Here is a 19,222-nt window from a genome sequence, read left to right on the forward strand (position 1 = left end):
GTGTTGAGCTTCCAATGTAAACGGAAATACCTTTTACTGCAGGCCCTGGGAAAATATAAGGGGATTAGTTGGTAAGGCCGTGTTTGGCAAAAGGCCAGCAAATCCATTACATTGATTGGATGAATGAAATCAACCAAATCCCTAAAAAAATTCCCTTATTTCCACTTGGAACCGTTTTATTCCCGGATGGAGTAATTGCATTGAAGATTTTTGAAGCACGCTATCTTGACATGATCAAACAATGCTTGCGTGAAAAGACGGAATTTGGCGTCATCAGCATTATGAAAAATTCAGATCCTATTCATGAAGGTTTAGCTCCCAATTTTTCGAATATTGGAACGCTTGCTCTCATTGAAGACTTTGATCCAGTTCAGCCTGCTTTGTATATCACCAAGTCATTTGGAACTCGACGTTTTAGGTTGCTAAATAGTGCTCAAGAGCCTAATGGTCTATGGATCGGTGAAATTGAACTCCTTGATCAGGACCCAGAGATGCCCATTCCACACGAACATCACGGGGTGGCAAAACTATTGGATGAGATTATTTCAGTCATTCAAAGCGAGGATCTAATGGGTGAGGCGCCCTTTAAGAAGCCCTTCAAAATGGATGATTGTGGCTGGGTCTCTAATCGCCTGGCTGAACTACTGCCGATCTCTCTTGCTCAAAAGAACCACCTACTTGGTCAGACAAACCCCCGCATTCGCTTAGATCTCATCACTGAAATTATTGAGGATGATGGTTTAAAAAATCTCAAAATCCATTAATTCCATGCTGAATGATTTGATCCGCCAAACGATTCGAGAAATGGTTGGGGGAAGCGGTCCACCAGTAGCGTTTCTGACGCCAAAAGGAGATCGGGGCTTATTCGGACCAGAATCCATCGCCTGGAAAATTCATGGTGACTTTATCTCCATGATGATTGGCGGAATCAGTTCATTAATTTTGCAGGCACTTCATCCACAGGCATTAGCTGGGGTTTGGGATCACTCCTCTTTTAGGCGGGATTTAAAAGGTCGACTTGGTAGAACGGCATTCTTTATCGCAGCAACAACCTATGGACCCACCGAAATGGCAAACAATATCATTTCAAAGGTCAATCAAATTCACACCAAAATTACTGGTTTAGATGAATTTGGAAAGCCTTATGCAGCATCTGATCCTCATTTGCTAGCTTGGGTCCATCTCACGGAAACACGTAGCTTTATGAAATCTTTTGAAGACCACCGCAAAGAGAAGATTAGCAACAAAGAAAAAGATCAGTATTTTCTGGAAATGAAATCTTTAGGGGAAAGAATGGGTGCGCTAGACCTTCCTAGCACCTATATCAGTACTGAAAGTACTATCAGGGCTTATATTCCCGAACTGTACTTTGGTGAACGTGCGAAGAGCATTATTGATTTGCTGGAACACTTTCCCAGCAATCTGACAGCAAAACCCTTTATTAAACTGATTAGTCGAGCTGGCTTTATGAATCTTCCCGACTGGGCCTATCCCCTTATTGAAAAGCCAGTACCTAGCTACTTAGAACGATTAGCAGTTAAAAAGACAATTGAATTCATGGCAATTCCTGTTCGCGAAGCCCTCAAAGACGGAGTAGCAGCGCACTCTTTGCGAAGAATTTATGGGTAATTACTCAGAATCAGAGCTAGGATTAAGTTTATCTAGATTATTGTCTTGGCGCTTTTCAGCGGAGGACTGCAAGTTCAAACTAGGTGCAGTCATTTTTTCACCGTCCCAAACCTGCCCGCACCAACACTCGCCTGCATCATTAATGATACAAACGCCTGATCCACAGCAACGCTTATCGGGAGCCTTCATAATGAATACCTACTTTCATCTACCGACCAAATAATTAAAGAATTTTTTGAGAACACCATGACAACCTATGCTTGCATTGAATTAAGAGATCTTAAACTACAAACACAAATCGGTACTTATGCGCCGGGAGCAATTATTCCAAAACAGCACCTATTAGACTTAACGCTTTGGATTGACCAAAAACTAGTGCTTATCTCGAAAGATGTCATGGAAAACGTGTTTGACTATGACCCACTTATCATTGAAATCAATAAACTAGCCGGTGATGGCCATTATGAAACCCAGGAGAGATTGATCAGCAGAATCACCCAGGCTTGTATAAAGTATCCTGAGATTAAATCGCTTGAAATTGGCCTCAGAAAGCTACCAGTTCATGCTGGATCCGGATCATTGGGCATTCGACTCTCATTAGATGAGATCGCCCTAAGTAAGCTCAGAATTTCTGGTGAGTTGCCGCATTAGTAGCATGCCCTGAATAATTTACAGATCTTAAATACACTGGTCTCAACCAAATATTCATATTAATCAAAGATGAAAACACTAATTCCTATATTTCTAAGCTTTTTGCTCACCCTTTTTTCCATACCGGCAAGTGCAAACCTTGCAAGCAAGTTAAGTGATGGGCAACATGTATTACTCATGCGCCATGCAGATGCACCAGGGTATGGTGATCCTGCGGGCTATCAGCTCGATAAGTGCTCCACACAAAGAAATCTGGGCGACAGAGGTAAGAAACAGGCAATACTCATTGGGCAGTGGTTAAGCAATCAAGGTGTTGCTTCTGCAAAAGTGTTTAGCAGTCCATGGTGTCGCTGTATTGATACAGCAAAATTATTAGACAAAGGTCAAGTGACTTTGGCGCCCGCGCTTGGCTCTTTTTTTGATGATATGAGTCTTGAGAAACAACAGACCAAAAATTTAGAAAACTTAATTCAAGCTCAGCTCAATGAAAATCAAAAAGTACCGATCATCATGGTTACGCATCATGTGAATATTCAAGCATTCACAGGCAAGGTAGTCAATGTGGGTGATATGGTTCTAGTAAAGGTGGATAAGAATGGCAAATATCGATCTCATGAGCTTTATACCAGCCCAGGCTATTAATATTTAGGATCAAATAAAAAGCCACCTAAAGGCGGCTGTTCTGAAAAAGACTTACTGATTTATTAAGGCAGTCTTAAATGACGCTAGTCCTTAAAAATTCAATGCAGAAACAAATTTCCACAGAATATAGATTGTCGAAAATATGACAATAAATACAATCGCCATTCGAAGATATATTTTTGCTACTTTGTCTTTAGTTTCAACTGCTTTTTTCTCACTCATGGGTTTCTCTCCTTCTTATTTTTAGAGCTAAATGTATTTAAAAATGGGCACTACAGCAATGCATTTCATTAAGTTAGTCTAATGTAATTTTACAATCGAGTGCGTTCTACGGTGAATTAAACGACTCAGCGTATCCAATGCAACCTTTGTCCATCCATGTAGGGCTAATTGATGAAGTTTATATAGACTGATGTACATCATCTTTGCAAACATCCCCTCGACCATCAGACTTCCACCAATTAGTCCACCCATCATGCTTCCCACGCTGCTATATTCTCCCAACGAAACTAAGGATCCAAAGTCGCGATAGACATAAGGTTTTAGGGGTTGATGATCGATGATGCGATTGATCTGTTTATATAAATGCGACGCTTGCTGATGAGCTGCTTGAGCTCGAGGGGGTACAAACCCGCCCTTACCATTATTTGCTTCGGGCCAAGGGCATGCCGCACAATCACCAATCGCAAAAATATTAGCATCTAAGGTTGTCTGTAGAGAAGGTAAAACCATTAATTGATTGACATGGTTAGTCTCAAGCCCTCCAATACCCTTGAGGAAATCGGGAGCCTTCACACCTGCAGCCCAAACAATCAGCTCTGCAGGAATCTCTCTCCCATCAGACAGTAGCACTTGATGCTCTAAAACTTGTTGCACCTTTGCATTGGTAATCACCTCAACACCGAGGTCAGTCAATAATTTTTCTGCCGCAGTCGAAATGCGATCAGAAAGCGCAGGCAATATCTTTGGAGCCGCTTCAATTAAGATGACCTTCAAATCCTTCTCAGGATCAACTCTATCCATTCCAAAAGAAATAATGGCACGAGTGGTTCTATGTAACTCTGCAGCCAACTCAACTCCAGTGGCACCAGCACCAATAATGGCAACCTTCAGCTGATGTCGAGCTAAGGCATTACTTTGAGCCTGCGCTCTTAAACAGGCATTAACTAAGCGAAGATGAAAGCGTTTTGCATCGCCCAAAGATTCTAGTCTTTGGGCGTATTGCGCAACACCTTTAGTGCCAAAGTCATTTGTTAGGCTACCAATAGAGATGACTAATGTGTCGTAAGGGATAGTTTGGGTTGGTGTCACCAATTCACCAGACTCATCTATATAAGGGGCAACTTGAATTTCTTTCTTATCTCGATCAATGCCAACCAACTCACCTAATCGAAATTTAAAATGATGCCAATGGGCTTGCGCAATGTAATCTAATTCTTGATCCGCAAGGTCCATCGATCCTGCTGCTACTTCGTGTAATTTTGGCTTCCAGATATGGGTTCTATTCTTGTCAACCAAAGTGACTTTTATCTTTTTTCCATCAAAGTTGCGACCCAGCTTAGTAGCCAACCCAAGACCGCCAGCACCCCCGCCTACGATGACTATTCGATGTGCGTGAGACATATTAGCCTTAAACCTTAGCCACTCTTAGGCTGGATGAATAAATCATTACCAATGGAACTACCATAACCTTTTGCGGATGTTTTAGCGTAAGCGCTCAACATAAAAAGTGGCTTTTTCCAGTGCATCTTCAGCATCCATTCCTACCATGTCTGCACCGAGATCATCTATCAGCTCAGGAAACTGATTAAATACTGGACTGCCGATAATGACGCCGACTTGAGGATTCTTTGATTTAGCTTTAATGCTCTTAATTAATTCCTTAAGCTGCGGAAATTGCTCACGAACACTAGCTGACAGACCCACAACGTCAAACCATTCATTCGCAGCCATGGCAATAATGTCTTCTTCTGTGGCGGCTAACTCACCCCAAATGCGCCATCCCGCTCTAGCAAAAAACTCCGAAACCATGAACAGGCCTAGGTTGTGCTGTGAACCTGGTAATGGCACCAACATAATGCTCGAACCTGTTTGCTTTTGCTCCGCATACTGCTGAAATATTGGGCTTAAGTCATACATCAATTGCTTAATACGCCAAAGTGCAATGGTCACTTCAGTGAAATTCGATTCATCATCCTCCCACATTTGCCCCAGCTTTCTAGCAACGGGGGTTAGCAAGAGCAAATAAATATCTTCTAGGGCAGTTCCTGATTCATGCATTGCCTTCACATAATTGACTGAGGCACGGGCATCTTCTTGGAGAACAAGTTCCGTTAATTGGGCGATGATTTTTTCATCAATACTAGCTTTTACCGGTAACTCTTGAGGAATAGATGAATCAAGATGTTGCTCAATAATGAGCGGCAGAATATTGCCTTCAATGGTTTTAACCAGTGACTCGAGATACTCAGCTTCAGTACAGGCTTTTTCGAGCGGATGGGTATCTTGTTCTTTTTTAAAATTCGCCTTTGATGGCGCATTCGATACCAAGCAATCATCCCACATGCTGTTTGATGCCTCGGATGAGCGTTGTTGGTCTACCTTAAAGTCATCCTGCTTGGATTTCTTTTTAAAGCCTGCAATGCTCACTAGCCTAGATAAATTCATGAACATCACCAGATCAAGACACGGTCTCAAAAAGACTTTTGAAGATAACCGTGGCTGCCTAAGAGCCTCTTTATTGGAATCAATACTTTATAAATTCTTTCTGAGAAATACACAAACACTTAACTGTAGGTGCTTTCCCTAGAGTCCTTGATTTCCTCTTTCCTGGGCTCTAAACCATATGTCCGTACAAGTTGCCAAACATGTTGAGGCACCATATTTTTGATTTTGTGCGGCGCAGTATTGCGTAAATGAATCACTGACTCAATTGCTTTCATCTCCACTCTTGCTTTTGCAAACTCAAGACCACGTGGTCCAAACCGAGGCATGACCCACGCAAAAATACTTCGCAAAAAATTGGGCATTCTTTGTAGTGGCAAGCCTCCAGCAGCTAGCTCCACATTCTTCATAAAACCTTTTACTGGCCCCAATCGGTTGCCAGCGGATTGCAAAGGCTCTATATGAATTTCAGGATCTAATACTTGAGCCAACTCTTGACCTCTTGCATTACGAATAATTAACCACTGCTCCCCTGTACCGGCCATATATCCAACCGTAATATCTGAAAGAGAGTTGACATAGTCAACGCAGGTTTTACAAGTGGTTGGGAAAAAGTCGCCGGGTAAATCTGAGAGGGGTAGCTTTAAGAAAGGAATTTCTTGGGTGCGCCCATCTGAAAAACGTAACTCAACATGGTAATCGGCTCTAAATTCTAAATAGGTAATTTCTTCCGGCTTTTGAGATAGTAATCCTAAAAAATGGTGGAAATTTTCTGTTGTCGTGTTATCTGAGCAAGGTGAACCAATGATGAATAACTTCTCAAAACCCAGCTCTTTCTCCAGCGCTCTCGCTGCATATACCTGACAAGGTATACCGACCATGGCGACCCTTCGAAATCCAAGCTCTTTAGCTTGCTCAAGGTATTGAACAATAGGTGCATAGCCCATTTTCATTCCTCTGCAATGCTGCATGTCCTTGGCTTGACTAACAATGACAGGCATAGGGCGCCATTGATCCTCTGGATCAGAGGCCATGGTGATGACAGCATCAACCATATTTTTTTCTAGTAGCAATTCACACAATCGCGTAATGATGCCCGTCCATTGTGCTCCCGCCAAGGGGTTCTTTAATCTGGCTCTATACATTTGTAGATAGGTGCCAAAAAAGACTTCGTCAGATTCGCCTACCTTACGAACCCTACCATGTGTAGAGATTTCAAACTGTGGGTAATTGGGTTGAATGAATTGACATGCAGTAGCACAACGCTTAGGTTGCGATGTTCTAGATACTCCGCAATCCGTACACAGTTCCCGAAATGGGGCAATATCAACCGACTCCATTGCCAACTAACCCCTAACTAAAGCGCGTGATGACTCTTTGTTTAATCTTCTCAGCCGAAAGTCCGTAGAGGTCTAATAATAAATTCACATCCCCGTGATCAACATACTCATCAGGCAAGCCTATTTGCATAGACTCAATTTGAATATTGTGATCCGCGAGAACCTCAAGGCAGGCGCTACCGGCGCCGCCCTGGACAGCACTATCCTCAACAAAAACCAATGCGTCATGAGTGCGCGCAATATCGCACAACAATGTCTCATCCAAAGGCTTCACAAAGCGCATATCTACGACGGTAGCGTTGATCTCTTGTGCTACGGGTAATGCGTTGTATAGCAAAGGTCCAAAACAGATGAAGGCAATCTTTTTCTGTTGAGGCAAAGCGCTATCTATTGTGCGTACTATGAGACCTTTACCGATTGGTAAGGACTCTAATGCTTGACCTGTAGCCTCTAGACCAATGCCTGCACCACGCGGATAACGCACTGCGGCTGGACCATCATGCTTAAAGGCCGTGGTGAGCATAGCTCTACACTCCTGCTCATTAGAAGGGCTCATTAAGACCAGATTTGGCAAGCAGCGTAAAAAGGCGATATCAAATGCGCCTGCATGGGTTGCACCATCTGCACCTACTAGACCAGCACGATCAATTGCAAAGGTCACTGGTAAGTTTTGTAAGGTGACATCGTGTATGAGTTGGTCATAGCCTCGCTGCAAAAAGGTCGAATAAATCGCGACTACAGGCTTTAACCCTTCGCAAGCAATACCAGCGGCAAATGTGACGGCGTGTTGCTCCGCAATACCCACGTCAAAATATCGCTCTGGAAATTGCTTTTCAAACTCTACCAATCCAGAGCCTTCACGCATTGCTGGAGTGATCGCAATGAGGCGCTCGTCTTGCTCGCCCATATCACATAACCATTCACCAAAGACTTGCGTATAGGTTTTTTTGCCACCAGGCTTTACTTGAATACCTTCTACCGGATTAAATTTTCCAGGGCCATGGTAGAGAATGGGGTCACTCTCAGCAAATGAATAGCCCTTTCCCTTTTTGGTAATGATGTGTAAAAACTGAGGGCCTTCGGTTTGCGCTAAGACCTTCAGGTTTTCTAAGGTAGGTAGCAAGACATCGAGATTATGACCATCGATAGGACCGTAATAGTCAAAGCCAAACTCTTCAAAAATCGTTGCTGGCCCAACCATCCCTTTAGCATGGCCCTCTAAGCGCTTCGCAAACTCTCGAATAGGCGGAGCTACAGAAAGCACTTTATCTAAACCCCGCTTAGTAGCGGCATACATAGAGCCAGAAATCAATTTCACTAAGTAGCGATTGAGCGCCCCTACTGCAGGAGAAATCGACATTTCATTGTCATTGAGAATGACAATCAAGGGGACCTTTTTATTAACACCTGCATTATTCATTGCCTCAAAGGCCATACCAGCACTCATAGCGCCATCACCAATCACGGCAATCACATTCCGCTTTTCGTTTTTAGCTTTTGCAGCAACTGCCATACCTAGGGCTGCAGAAATACTGGTAGATGAATGCGCTGTACCAAATGCATCGTATTCACTTTCACTGCGCTTCGGAAAACCAGAGATTCCACCGTACTGTCTTAAACCTGGCATTAGCTCTCTGCGACCCGTTAGCACTTTATGAGCATAACTTTGGTGACCCACATCCCAAACAATGCGGTCATGTGGAGTATCAAAAACATAATGCAGAGCCAAGGCCAATTCAACTGTGCCCAAATTCGATGACAAATGGCCGCCAGTATCAGAGACAGAACTCAGGATGAAATTGCGCAGCTCTCTAGCGATTTGCGGTAGCTTAGTAGCTTCATATGCCCGAAGTTCATCTGGGGCTGATATGGTCTCAAGAAGGTTTGTCATTTTCAGCATAGCGATCTCACTTTGATGAATAGATTTTGGAGATAATTTTTTTATACTCTTCTAAATTTTCGTCAGAAGATTGTTTCAAAGCATGAATCGGAGCATGCATAAACTTATTGGCAAGCGCAATGGCCATATGTGAGAGAACCAGCATAGGGTCATCCCCATTCGCAATTCTTCTACTGGCTTTTTCTAGCTCAATCTTTTGAAATTGCTCACCCACATCTTGGATTGATCGAATGATGGGCACAACTGCTCGCTTCTCAAGGGTTTCATAAAACTCAATCACCCCTTTTTCAATAATCTTCTCTGCTTCACCAATCGATTCAAGACGATTTGCTTTTCCGGTATTTACAATCTCACCAAGATCATCAATAGAATAGAGATAAGCATTTTTTAAGCTCTTGATCTCGGGCTCAAAATCTCTAGGCACTGCTAGATCAATCAGGACGATAGGTCGAGACTGACGAGCCTTCAGCGCCGTTTTGACCATTCCCATCCCCACGATTGGCAATGAGCTCGCTGTGCAGGAGACGACTACATCATATTGATGTAACTGTTTAGGAAGTTCAGCTAAAGGAAATACTTCAGTTTCTAAATTCTGACTCGCAAATGCTTGAATTAACTCACTACCACGATCAATCGTGCGATTAGAGATCGCAATCTTTTTCGGATTTTTGCCAGCAAAGTGATTTGCACACAAACCAATCATTTCGCCAGCACCGATAAATAAGACATTGCAGTCACTGATTTGCCCAAAGATACGCTCAACTAATTTGATTGATGCGCCTGCCATTGAGACGGAATGAGCCCCGATTTGGGTATTACCGCGAACAACCTTTGCTACAGAAAATGTTTTATCGAATAAGGGCTTTAGGTAAGTCCCTAGAGTCCCTACTTGATTGGCATTCTCAATCGCTTTTTTCATTTGCCCGAGGATTTGGGTTTCCCCCAGAACCATCGAATCTAGACCGCTCCCAACCCTAAAAGCATGCTTGACTGCATCACTCTCCTTGGCAGAATATATATAAGGACGCAACTCATTTTTTTGGACATTGTTTTGAGCGGCCAGCCATTCAAAAGCCCGACTCTCTAGGTGATGATCCTCATACTCAACATCATTGGCGGCACAATAGATCTCCATGCGGTTGCAAGTAGACAGAATGGCTACCTCTGGCTGATTTTCGGCATTGTCTCTTTGTAAAAATTTACGCAAATCAATTAATGAATCATGCAAAACCTCAGGCGCAACTGCCACACTCTCCCGAATATCAATCGGGGCCGTGTGATGATTCACGCCGAGGTTGAGCAGCTTCATGCTTGGCATAGCTTCAGTAAGCTCCTGGATTTAACACTAACGTTTCCCAATTCAGGCGCATTGCAATCGTCACCCAAATTAAGTATGGGAACATCAAGTAAGCAGCTATCCTGCGGATTGGCCACATCACCAAAATAATCGCCAACACCGATCCCCATAGGAAAAACGCCTCTATCAATGACCAATCGGGGTGTTGCATCCGGAAATAAAAAACACTCCAGAGCACGTTGAGAAAGCTGTTCAACCAAAATAGTGCGGAGATTTTGGCTTTCTGTGACGCACTAGCGCCACTATTAAATGCAATCATCCATGCCAGCGCAGACAGGATAAAAATGATCGTCCAAATCACGCCAAAGGACCAATCTGGTGGTTTCCAAGGCGGCTGGATCAATGAGAAATACCAAGGCCCCAGCTTTGTAGCCATGCCACCCAGGACTGAAGTGACAACCATCCAGGCTGCAATTAACCAGAGATACTTGTGCTGAAAAAACATCTTCATACTTTAGCCAATCCCAAAAGGTGTCCCATATCCTTAATAAAGATTTTCAGATGAGCCATAGGCTTCTTGCGTACGAGCTTTTTGTTCATATAAGACTCAAAGGTGAGTTTTTGAACATCCTTGTCTTCACACATCTTGACAAAGCTCTCACGTCTTTTATCGGTCGAGTACCAGAAATATTGCATGATGCCTAAAACAATAAAGGTCATGCGATGCTCTTTCATGAAACGCTTGCGAGCTAACTTGAGTTTTGCTGGATTATTACTTTCCACGAATTCAGCAACTGCTTCGCCTGCTAATTGACCACCAAGCATTGCATAGTAAATACCTTCACCAGATGCTGGCGCAACCACTCCAGCAGCATCGCCCGCCAAAACAACTTGCTGACCATCGTCCCATTTCTTCAAGGGCTTCATCGGCAAAGGCGCTCCTTCGTGACGAATCAATTCAGCACCCTCTAAACCAATGTCAGCTCGTAATTTGGCAACCGCATTTCTGAGTGAAAAACCTTTGTCTGCACTTCCAGTGCCTACGCTGATGGTATCGCCATGCGGAAATACCCAGCCATAAAAATCAGGGGATACTGGCTTTTGATATAAGACATCACACCGAGTTCCATCAAAAGAATTTGGTGCATTGGGTGGAGTCTTAATAATCTCGTGATACGCAAATACATAATTTGCCTCAGCACACCCCTTCACTCCTGCGCTTCTACCCACTTGTGATTTGGCACCATCAGCACCAATAACTGCTTTGGCAAGAACGCTCTTCAAGACCCCTTGGTCACCATCACGGGCACCACGTGTGCGATAGTAAATCCGAGCATATGGACCCTCTCTTGTCAGCGATTCAAATAAGCCGTCTTCGCGAGTAGCTCCCTCTTTAACGGCGCGCTGTCTTAACCACTCATCAAAGTGAGAGCGATCAACCATTCCTACAAAGCCATTCTCAATTGGAATATCTACTGCTTTACCAAGCGGCGACACCATGCGGGCAGATTTTGCTTTCGCTACGAGCAACTCATCTGGGATCTGAAAATCCTTAATCAAGCGCGGAGGAATAGCGCCACCACAAGGTTTAATGCGTCCACGCTTATCTAATAACAAGACCTGCTTACCCTTTTGAGCAAGCGTTTGAGCGGCGGTAGATCCAGCGGGACCACCACCAACAACGACTGCGTCATAAATAAATTCAGTTGTCATGCTTCACCTCGCTCCACTAGAACTACCCGTTTTATTCTCGACCTGAGATGCCATATAAGCGGAGGCAACAAACAGAATTGCCTCAACAAAAAAGACCGATGCATATGCGAATGCTGAATTTGCAAAAATGGATCTCGCAAGATCGCTAGCACCAGCTCCTAATAGACCACCCAACCCAAATGCAATTGCTTGAGCGCCACCCCAAAGACCGATTCTGACGCCCTCTTTACCACTCCCACCAGTTACTGCTAAACGCATCATGGAAGCAATGGCGGCAATAGAAAATGCACCATTCGCCAATCCCAAAATAAAGACATTCAGTTTTAATGGCCAGCTGCCTTCTAAGATTCCAGCAACCACTAAGCCAAACATTGCTAGAGCAGAAGCCAAGCAACCATAAATCATCCATGACCTGAGTGATCCAAAGTAAGGCCTTAATCTGCTAGAACCACAAATCGCTACCAATAACATGCCAGTTAGTACGCCCGAGTGTTGAATACCCGAGAGACTAGTGGTCTCACCTAAGGAGTATTTAAAAATCATTCCCGCAAATGGCTCCAAGATCAAATCTTGCGCGCTAAATGCGAACATTGATAAGAAAATAAAGATGGTGAATTTTCTAGTATCAGGATCAGCCAAAATGTCGGCTAAGGCTTTTCTAAAAGGCGTCTTTTGAGCACTGCTTGCTGGGGTATTTTGCAACTCACGCCCCTCTAATTTATAGAGCGCTACAACTGTAATGAGGCAAGCAATCGATGAAATCGTTCCTGAAATGAGAATGACTTTTTCTGGTGAGTATGGATCAAGAAATTTGCCGGCAATACCACTTGTTAAAGCAAAGCCAAAAATCATCATGAGCCATACGGTGGTTGCTGCTGCTGCCCTTCTCTCGTCGCTAACGCCCTTTGCCAATAGCGCCAGCAATGAAGTGCCACTCATGCTGACGCCGATACCAATAAAGAAGAAGGCGACGATTGCTGCTGATATCCCAACAATTAAGTTAACGCCCATGAGTGTTGTGGCAATTGCTGCTCCAAATCCACCTAAGGCCAATAAACCGACGCCACCAATAATCCATGGAGTTCTTTTGGCTCCGCTATCTGACTCAAATCCCATACGCGGTCTGATAACTTGCACAAAATAATGAATTGCCACCAGTAGGCCAGGAAGGCTTGCTGGCAAAGCCAACTCCACCACCATGATGCGATTTAAGGTTGAAGTTGTCATCACCACAATGGCGCCAATGGCCGCTTGCACCAAACCAAGGCGCACAATACTGAGCCAGCCAAATGTCGATGACTGATATATAGGCTGAGTCATCGCAATACTCATGAATCTGCCCCAATACCATTTACCGCAAATGCAGCCACCATCATTCCGGAGACCAATATGGGAACGCCAAAGCCGCTATAAAAGAGTGCCTTTTCAATAGGCCTTTTCAAGAAATCTCGCAATAAAAAGATTTGCCCAGCTATCAGCCCACCGATCACTAATGCGTAGTTCGGTTTTCCCCATATCAAGAGCAAAACAACTACGATCACTTGCGGCAGTAACATGAAAGCTGCAGCAACTTGAGCTGCTTTTATTGCGCCAAGTTGCACAGGAAGTGAACGCACACCCATTTGTCGATCACCTTCAATCGCTTTGAAATCATTCAAGGTCATGATTCCGTGAGCACTAGCACTATAGAGACCTGCGAGTAAGAGTGATGGTTTACTCGGCAACACTCCACCAGAAAGTAAAGTAGCGCCAGTAACCCAAGCTAACCCTTCATAACTCACACCACATGCAAGATTACCGAGCCAGCCATTATTTTTAAAACGAATTGGTGGCATGCTGTAAAACCATGCCAATACCAAAGCCAACAAGGTAGCTAGAAATCCAATAGCACCTAAATAACTTCCTACCCACAATGAAATCAGTGACCAGAGTATTGCGATATACAGACCCCATTGACCAGGAATGCGGCCAGATGGAATAGGTCGATTAGGTTCATTAATGGCATCAACATGTCTGTCGTACCAATCATTTACTGCTTGACTGGATGCGCATACGAGAGGCCCAGTCAACAACAAACCTAGAAAAAAGATTGGAAGATTTTCAGCAATCTTGTCAGTGCCAGTGATAGATCCGCAGGCAAACGCCCACATTGGCGGAAACCAAGTGATCGGCTTTAAAAGCGTCAAAATTGCTCGTGGTTCTGGCAGATTCATGTAAATGATTTTGTCATTGACATATTAAAGTGTCAATTAAATTTGACACTTTTGAAGCTGATTTTTACCAGTGAAAACCCTTATATATCAAGGGAAAAGCGCTTTTTATGGGTTTAAGCCGCTTCCAGTAAACCCCTAGGTAGAGAGAAATTCACCGTTTCTTCGATCCCTTGCATTGGGACGACTGAGCCCCGATGAAGTGCATTAATTGCCTCAATAATGGTGGCCGTTAAGGACTCCGGAGCAGAGGCTCCTGCAGTAACGCCAATACTCTTGGCGGACTTAAACCAATCCGCCTGAATCTGCTTAGGGTCATCCACCAAAAAGGCGGGAACTTGCAAGCTGCTGGCTAATTCTTGCAAGCGCTTGGAATTAGAACTATTTTGACTACCAACCACTACCACTACATCCACATGAGGAATCATCGCCTTTACTGCGTCCTGGCGATTTTGAGTGGCGTAGCAAATATCCTGACGCTTTGGCGCATGAATCTGTGGATATTTTTTAATCAGTGCGGCTGTTATCTCTTGGGTCTCATCTACCGATAATGTGGTTTGTGTGACATAGGCGAGCAATTCATTTTGATCAAAAGAAAGTTGATCGATATCAGAGACATGCTCAATCAAGTGAATGGAAGAGTCAACTTGCCCCATGGTGCCCTCAACCTCTGGGTGGCCCTCATGCCCAATCATGATGATTTGATAACCACGCTCTTTTAAGCGCACCACTTCTGCATGTACTTTCGCAACCAATGGGCAAGTGGCATCAAATATTTGAAAGTGCCGCTCATCTGCTTCGACTCGAACCGCTTTAGAAACACCATGCGCACTAAAAATCAGAATTGAACCTTGAGGCACCTTGTCTAACTGATTAATAAAGACAACGCCGCGAGACTCAAAATCTTTCACTACATAGGCGTTATGAATAATTTCATGCCGTACATAAATAGGGGCGCCATATTTTTTAAGCGCTTCCTCCACTATGAGGATTGCTCTTTCAACTCCCGCACAAAAGCCTCGTGGTTGAGCCAGATAGATTGTTTTATGTGAACGCATCATTCTTGTCACTTAAGATGGTTTTTGTAACCCCACTTCCATAACAACTCACTAGGAAATGGCATGATCAAAAACAAATGCTCTAACAATCCAAGCGCCAAAAGTGTGCCCAATAGTGCTGACGAAGTCATCTCATAGGCGGATGACTGTGAGGCTGCATGGAACCAAATCGGCACTAAGAAAAGCACTGATACCAATATAGAAAATGGCATCAGGAGATTCATCGCTCTACGTCTAAAGTACGTAATGAGATATTTCAAATGCTGCGGTAAGAAAGACTCATTAAAATTGAGTACTCCTAAGAAAATATTAATCTTGGTACTTTGTCGCATTCCCCAGAGGATGATGTAGGTCCAAAATCCAGTCTGATTAACGGCCTCGAGATTCATGAGGAAGATGACAATGCCTAGACTCAATAAAGTCAGCTCATGATAATTAATTGTTTGAAACGCATACCAAGCACGCCTCACGCCACTCAGGCCCTGAGGACAATCTGAGCGTCTTGACCCAGTAATGTAGCCAAGCAAAAACGCCAGCTCTTGCCAGCCCCAAATAATAATTGCACAAGTAAATGAGCAATAAGCGCCAGCCACTGTTGCCTGCTGACCCGAGATTTCCAAGCCCCAAAACGCCATCGCTAAGACAAGTAAGGAAAGCGCAAAGATGGCTTTGAAGAACCGTCTTGGTAAGCTATTAATTTTCAAAATGAGGCCCGTGCTAAACCACCATACAAAGATGGTGAAAATAAGGGGGCTAATCCAAAAATACATCTTGCCTTACCAAACCGGTGCTAAGCGAATATCCATCGGCAGCTCATTAGGCACGACCGGCAATAGATAGATTCGTAAGAAAGTCGTCGCTGCAGCAACTGCTAACCCACCACGCTTGATTGCAGAGAAGAATCCACCCTTTTGCTTGAGCTCTTCAACTTCATCCGATATCTTTCTGAGTTTTTCAAATCCCTCCCAAACCCTATGATCTTCAAGATTGATGGTGAATGGAAATACTTGCTTGGAGATGTCGGAGGTGATTTTCAGAACCTGGCGATCATAATCGGTAGGAGAAACGCCCAGCGCCTTATGAAACTCTGGCCTTGAATGATCGCGCACATACATCGTTGCATAGACCGCTATGAGGAAAAAACGAATCCACAAACGATTTACACCGCTGAGTAATTTTGGATTGGCGCGCATGAGCAATGCAAATGCTTCGCCATGACGAAACTCATCGTTACACCATTTTTCAAACCAGAGAAAAATCGGATGAAAGCGTAACTCAGGTTTTTTCTGAATGATGCGATAAATCATGATGTAGCGTGCGTAACCGATCTTTTCAGAAAGATAGGTCGCATAAAAAATAAACTTTGGTTTAAAGAATGTATATTTTTTAGTTCTTGCTAAAAATCCTAAATCAACGCCAATACCAAAATCTTTCAGCCACTGATTGATGAAGCCAGCATGTCGACTTTCATCACGAGCCATATAGGAAAACAAATCCTTAAGCTCTGGGTTATTGATCGATTTCTTAATTTCTGAATACAACACGCAACCAGAAAATTCAGAAGTAATTGAGCTAATCAAAAAGTCCAAAAATTCTTGATACAGCCCTTCAGGAAGATGTGAGTAGTCCTTAGACATATCATCAGGACGCTGAAAATGGGCTTGATTGATATCTTGATCAAACTCTTGCATTAAGCGGTCCCACTCTGGCTTTACAGAGGAGATATCAAAACGATCCATCTCATCAAAGTCCGTTGTATAAAAACGTGGGCTCAGAATCGTATTTTCAAGAGCCCGGTCAGTAGACTCGTTAATGGGACGTCCCATAGGCATTGTTGAGGCATTAGCACTCATACCTTTACTCCTTCATTCAAAATAATTGGTGCAATCTCTTTCATTGGCACACTCTCTTTGCTAGGTGCTGGCCTAGGATATTTCTTGGCTTTACTAAAACGCGTAGTAGAGAAGCTGACCTCATACAGCATAGTGACCTCAAGTCTAGCGGTGAGATAAACCCATAACCTTGAGAAGATACCTGCCTTAGATACTGTAGCGGTGCGATCGTAGCTTAGTACTTCGCCAAAAGAGATATCTGTAATCGGATCATGAACAAGTACTTGATCTCCAGGCCCAACCTGAACCCCATTCAAATCTACGTGAGCGTACAGAAACTCAGAGGTATTTGACATATCAACGTGACATTGGACTTGTTGCTTTGACATAGTTATCTCGCACTAGTTAAAAAGGCAGCAAACTCAGCCGCGTTATCTTTCCCGAATGACTCTAAATCTATCCTGTTATTGGTAGCTAAATCAATTAGGGTTAATCTTCCATCGGAACGGCTCACCAATTCAAAGGCATCATCACTGGAGATCTGGCGAATCCGACGATCACGTGCTAGAGCCCTCAAAATTCCCCGTACAAAGCCAGCCTGCCCTTCAACCTGAGCAATCATTTGCCCGTTATCTGCAGCAATCACACCAACTGCACCATTTGGCATATCTCTAAAGTGAAGGGTCTTTTTAGCAACCACATCAGCGTCAGCTTGTGGCGCCAACTTGCCAGAATGAACATAGTTTGCAACCATCAGAACTACTACTGCCAATAATGAGGCAATAAACAATGCAATGTAGTTTTGCATTTGTATGGTGTTCATACGGAGAATCATGCTGCTTCTACCCCTGAATAAGGACTCTTTGTTTCAACTGTCTTGGACTCATTAACCTGAACGGTTCGAGCTATCACATTATTTTGTGCTGCCCATGCATCTACCAAAATTTGCGCTACCTCTGGGCAATTTTTAATTCCCCGAAGAGCTGGCTGAGGCACAGCCCACTTACCAGGCCTAGCATGTGGCCATAAATGAAATATCGCAATTTTGGTTCCCTTGCTTAATTTCAAATAAATATCGCCTGAGCCATGTTTGGTTACGCCACAATCCGCCGATTCAATCATCTTGAGCGGGAAATTAAAGGTCATATTCAGCACAATGCCAATTCGCATCACGACGCGCTTATTAGTGATGGTGTAAACCGCGGTTGAGGCGATCAAATATCCAAGCAATCCAATAAGGCCTAAGCCTAAGCCTGATATAGCAACAATCCTAATACCGGCAAACAGAATTTCAGTGAGGGCTTCACCTTCAGTAAAGCCAGTCACCAAACGATAAGCCAATAGCAGACCAAAATAAATGCCTAACATTTTTAAATGAAAGACCCTGAGTAAGGTTGCCTTCGTATCGGGCGAGCCTTGCCATAAAATGCGCTCTCCCTCTGGCAATTTTTCTGGGAGGCCTAACTCAGGCTCAAACTCATGCTCTGGACTGCTATAGATATCAAGACTCATGCCAATGGCTCCTGACGCTCAGGAGTAGCGTACAAAGTTCCTGCACCAAAGTAAGCCATAATTTTTTCTTCTTCCAGCAAAGTGACTTCTTCTGGATGTTTTGTCTTTGGCACCTGAGAAAACTGGTTAGATAAGATAGATTGCACTTGAATTTCGTGTTGACCAATGCGTGAGAAGTTGATTGGTAGCAATACCTTATTCCCATTAGCATCAAGCTCAAGATAACGAATCATCATCTCCATATGGTCTACCCATACATCAGTAACCTTGCCGCCCTTGTGACCATCCGCACCAATGACATCCAAGCCAATTGGGTTGATATCGATTGTTGAAATAGCAATATGGGGAAGGTTACGTAGTGGTCGAATCCGCGCATGACCCTCTAGGTCATAATCCACATGATCAGCACGATTAGCATAAGAGCCGGGACCAACACCTGCCAATAGAGGATTTCCTACTGGAGATAAGGGTGCACCATTCCACGGATGAATAGGCACTGCAGAGACTTTTTCAGTTTCTGGGGGAGTTTGAAGTGGAGCGTAATAGGTTTTGCCAAACTCGGTAACAAATTTCTTTACTCTTGGCATACCAAGAATGCCATCCTCACGACGCACCTGACCATAACGCTCAGTTTCCAATGGAAATCCCTCGCGCTTACTTTCTAATGTCAGATAGATAATTAATCCAACAAAGAACAGTAAAAATATATAAAACACGACCTGAGCCACGTCGATATATTGTGTAATTGCACCCGTACCCATATTTCTCCCCTTC

The 19,222-nt window shown here is 43.7% G+C and carries 20 protein-coding genes; 4 read left to right on the forward strand and 16 right to left on the reverse strand.

Annotation, left to right across the window (positions count from 1 at the left end; all coding sequences use genetic code 11):
• Nucleotides 1-119 precede the first annotated feature (119 nt).
• From FD968_RS08005 to FD968_RS08020, 4 genes are all read left to right on the forward strand, one after another.
• Nucleotides 120-764, forward strand: coding sequence for an LON peptidase substrate-binding domain-containing protein (locus FD968_RS08005; RefSeq protein WP_215365383.1), 645 nt, complete (start codon nt 120-122; stop codon nt 762-764).
• Between the two features lie 4 nt (nt 765-768).
• A complete protein-coding gene (locus tag FD968_RS08010) occupies nt 769-1,629 on the forward strand; it encodes an oxygenase MpaB family protein (RefSeq protein ID WP_215365385.1) in 861 nt (286 codons plus the stop codon).
• Between the two features lie 246 nt (nt 1,630-1,875).
• Nucleotides 1,876-2,280 (forward strand): dihydroneopterin aldolase, encoded by a 405-nt coding sequence (locus FD968_RS08015; RefSeq protein ID WP_215365386.1) that lies wholly within the window; start codon nt 1,876-1,878, stop codon nt 2,278-2,280.
• Between the two features lie 69 nt (nt 2,281-2,349).
• Complete coding sequence (locus FD968_RS08020) at nt 2,350-2,922, forward strand: histidine phosphatase family protein (RefSeq protein ID WP_215365388.1); 573 nt, start codon at nt 2,350-2,352, stop codon at nt 2,920-2,922.
• A 300-nt stretch (nt 2,923-3,222) separates the two neighbouring features.
• Here FD968_RS08020 and FD968_RS08025 read toward each other — a convergent pair whose 3' ends face one another.
• The 16 genes from FD968_RS08025 to puhA form a co-directional block, all read right to left on the reverse strand.
• The gene (locus FD968_RS08025; protein ID WP_215365389.1) at nt 3,223-4,545 is read right to left on the reverse strand and encodes an NAD(P)/FAD-dependent oxidoreductase; all 1,323 of its coding nucleotides are present in this window, start codon (nt 4,543-4,545) and stop codon (nt 3,223-3,225) included.
• An 81-nt stretch (nt 4,546-4,626) separates the two neighbouring features.
• Nucleotides 4,627-5,589 carry a B12-binding domain-containing protein gene (locus tag FD968_RS08030; protein ID WP_215365391.1) on the reverse strand — a complete coding sequence of 321 codons (963 nt, stop codon included), beginning with the start codon at nt 5,587-5,589 and terminating at the stop codon, nt 4,627-4,629.
• A gap of 119 nt (nt 5,590-5,708) precedes the next feature.
• Nucleotides 5,709-6,926, reverse strand: a complete 1,218-nt coding sequence (locus tag FD968_RS08035; protein WP_215365393.1) for a Coenzyme F420 hydrogenase/dehydrogenase, beta subunit C-terminal domain — start codon at nt 6,924-6,926, stop codon at nt 5,709-5,711.
• 13 nt (nt 6,927-6,939) lie between these two features.
• Nucleotides 6,940-8,817, reverse strand: a complete 1,878-nt coding sequence (gene dxs / locus FD968_RS08040; protein WP_215368112.1) for a 1-deoxy-D-xylulose-5-phosphate synthase — start codon at nt 8,815-8,817, stop codon at nt 6,940-6,942.
• Between the two features lie 16 nt (nt 8,818-8,833).
• Nucleotides 8,834-10,135: a glutamyl-tRNA reductase gene (hemA, locus tag FD968_RS08045; protein ID WP_215368113.1), complete on the reverse strand. Its 1,302-nt coding sequence runs from the start codon at nt 10,133-10,135 to the stop codon at nt 8,834-8,836.
• Nucleotides 10,136-10,148: 13 nt separating this feature from the next.
• Entirely contained in the window at nt 10,149-10,628 is a 480-nt protein-coding gene (locus FD968_RS08050) for a TspO/MBR family protein (protein ID WP_215365395.1), read from the reverse strand.
• 2 nt (nt 10,629-10,630) lie between these two features.
• Complete coding sequence (locus tag FD968_RS08055) at nt 10,631-11,836, reverse strand: geranylgeranyl diphosphate reductase (protein ID WP_215365397.1); 1,206 nt, start codon at nt 11,834-11,836, stop codon at nt 10,631-10,633.
• A 3-nt stretch (nt 11,837-11,839) separates the two neighbouring features.
• Complete coding sequence (locus tag FD968_RS08060) at nt 11,840-13,168, reverse strand: BCD family MFS transporter (protein WP_251367549.1); 1,329 nt, start codon at nt 13,166-13,168, stop codon at nt 11,840-11,842.
• Nucleotides 13,165-14,049 carry a chlorophyll synthase ChlG gene (gene chlG, locus FD968_RS08065; RefSeq protein WP_215365399.1) on the reverse strand — a complete coding sequence of 295 codons (885 nt, stop codon included), beginning with the start codon at nt 14,047-14,049 and terminating at the stop codon, nt 13,165-13,167. Before chlG ends, FD968_RS08060 begins: the two co-directional genes overlap by 4 nt.
• 113 nt (nt 14,050-14,162) lie before the next feature.
• Nucleotides 14,163-15,104, reverse strand: a complete 942-nt coding sequence (ispH, locus tag FD968_RS08070; RefSeq protein WP_215368115.1) for a 4-hydroxy-3-methylbut-2-enyl diphosphate reductase — start codon at nt 15,102-15,104, stop codon at nt 14,163-14,165.
• Nucleotides 15,105-15,112: 8 nt separating this feature from the next.
• Nucleotides 15,113-15,808 (reverse strand): putative photosynthetic complex assembly protein PuhE, encoded by a 696-nt coding sequence (puhE, locus tag FD968_RS08075; RefSeq protein ID WP_251367550.1) that lies wholly within the window; start codon nt 15,806-15,808, stop codon nt 15,113-15,115.
• A gap of 72 nt (nt 15,809-15,880) precedes the next feature.
• Nucleotides 15,881-16,957: a magnesium-protoporphyrin IX monomethyl ester (oxidative) cyclase gene (acsF, locus tag FD968_RS08080; protein ID WP_215365403.1), complete on the reverse strand. Its 1,077-nt coding sequence runs from the start codon at nt 16,955-16,957 to the stop codon at nt 15,881-15,883.
• Entirely contained in the window at nt 16,954-17,325 is a 372-nt protein-coding gene (locus tag FD968_RS08085) for a hypothetical protein (RefSeq protein WP_215365405.1), read from the reverse strand. Before FD968_RS08085 ends, acsF begins: the two co-directional genes overlap by 4 nt.
• A gap of 2 nt (nt 17,326-17,327) precedes the next feature.
• Nucleotides 17,328-17,771 (reverse strand): photosynthetic complex assembly protein PuhC, encoded by a 444-nt coding sequence (gene puhC, locus FD968_RS08090; RefSeq protein ID WP_215365407.1) that lies wholly within the window; start codon nt 17,769-17,771, stop codon nt 17,328-17,330.
• Nucleotides 17,768-18,448 carry a photosynthetic complex putative assembly protein PuhB gene (gene puhB / locus FD968_RS08095; protein WP_215365409.1) on the reverse strand — a complete coding sequence of 227 codons (681 nt, stop codon included), beginning with the start codon at nt 18,446-18,448 and terminating at the stop codon, nt 17,768-17,770. Before puhB ends, puhC begins: the two co-directional genes overlap by 4 nt.
• Complete coding sequence (gene puhA, locus FD968_RS08100; RefSeq protein WP_215365411.1) at nt 18,445-19,209, reverse strand: photosynthetic reaction center subunit H; 765 nt, start codon at nt 19,207-19,209, stop codon at nt 18,445-18,447. Before puhA ends, puhB begins: the two co-directional genes overlap by 4 nt.
• Nucleotides 19,210-19,222 lie beyond the last annotated feature (13 nt).

The sequence above is a fragment of the Polynucleobacter sp. AP-Titi-500A-B4 genome (assembly GCF_018688095.1).
Taxonomy (GTDB): Bacteria; Pseudomonadota; Gammaproteobacteria; order Burkholderiales; family Burkholderiaceae; genus Polynucleobacter.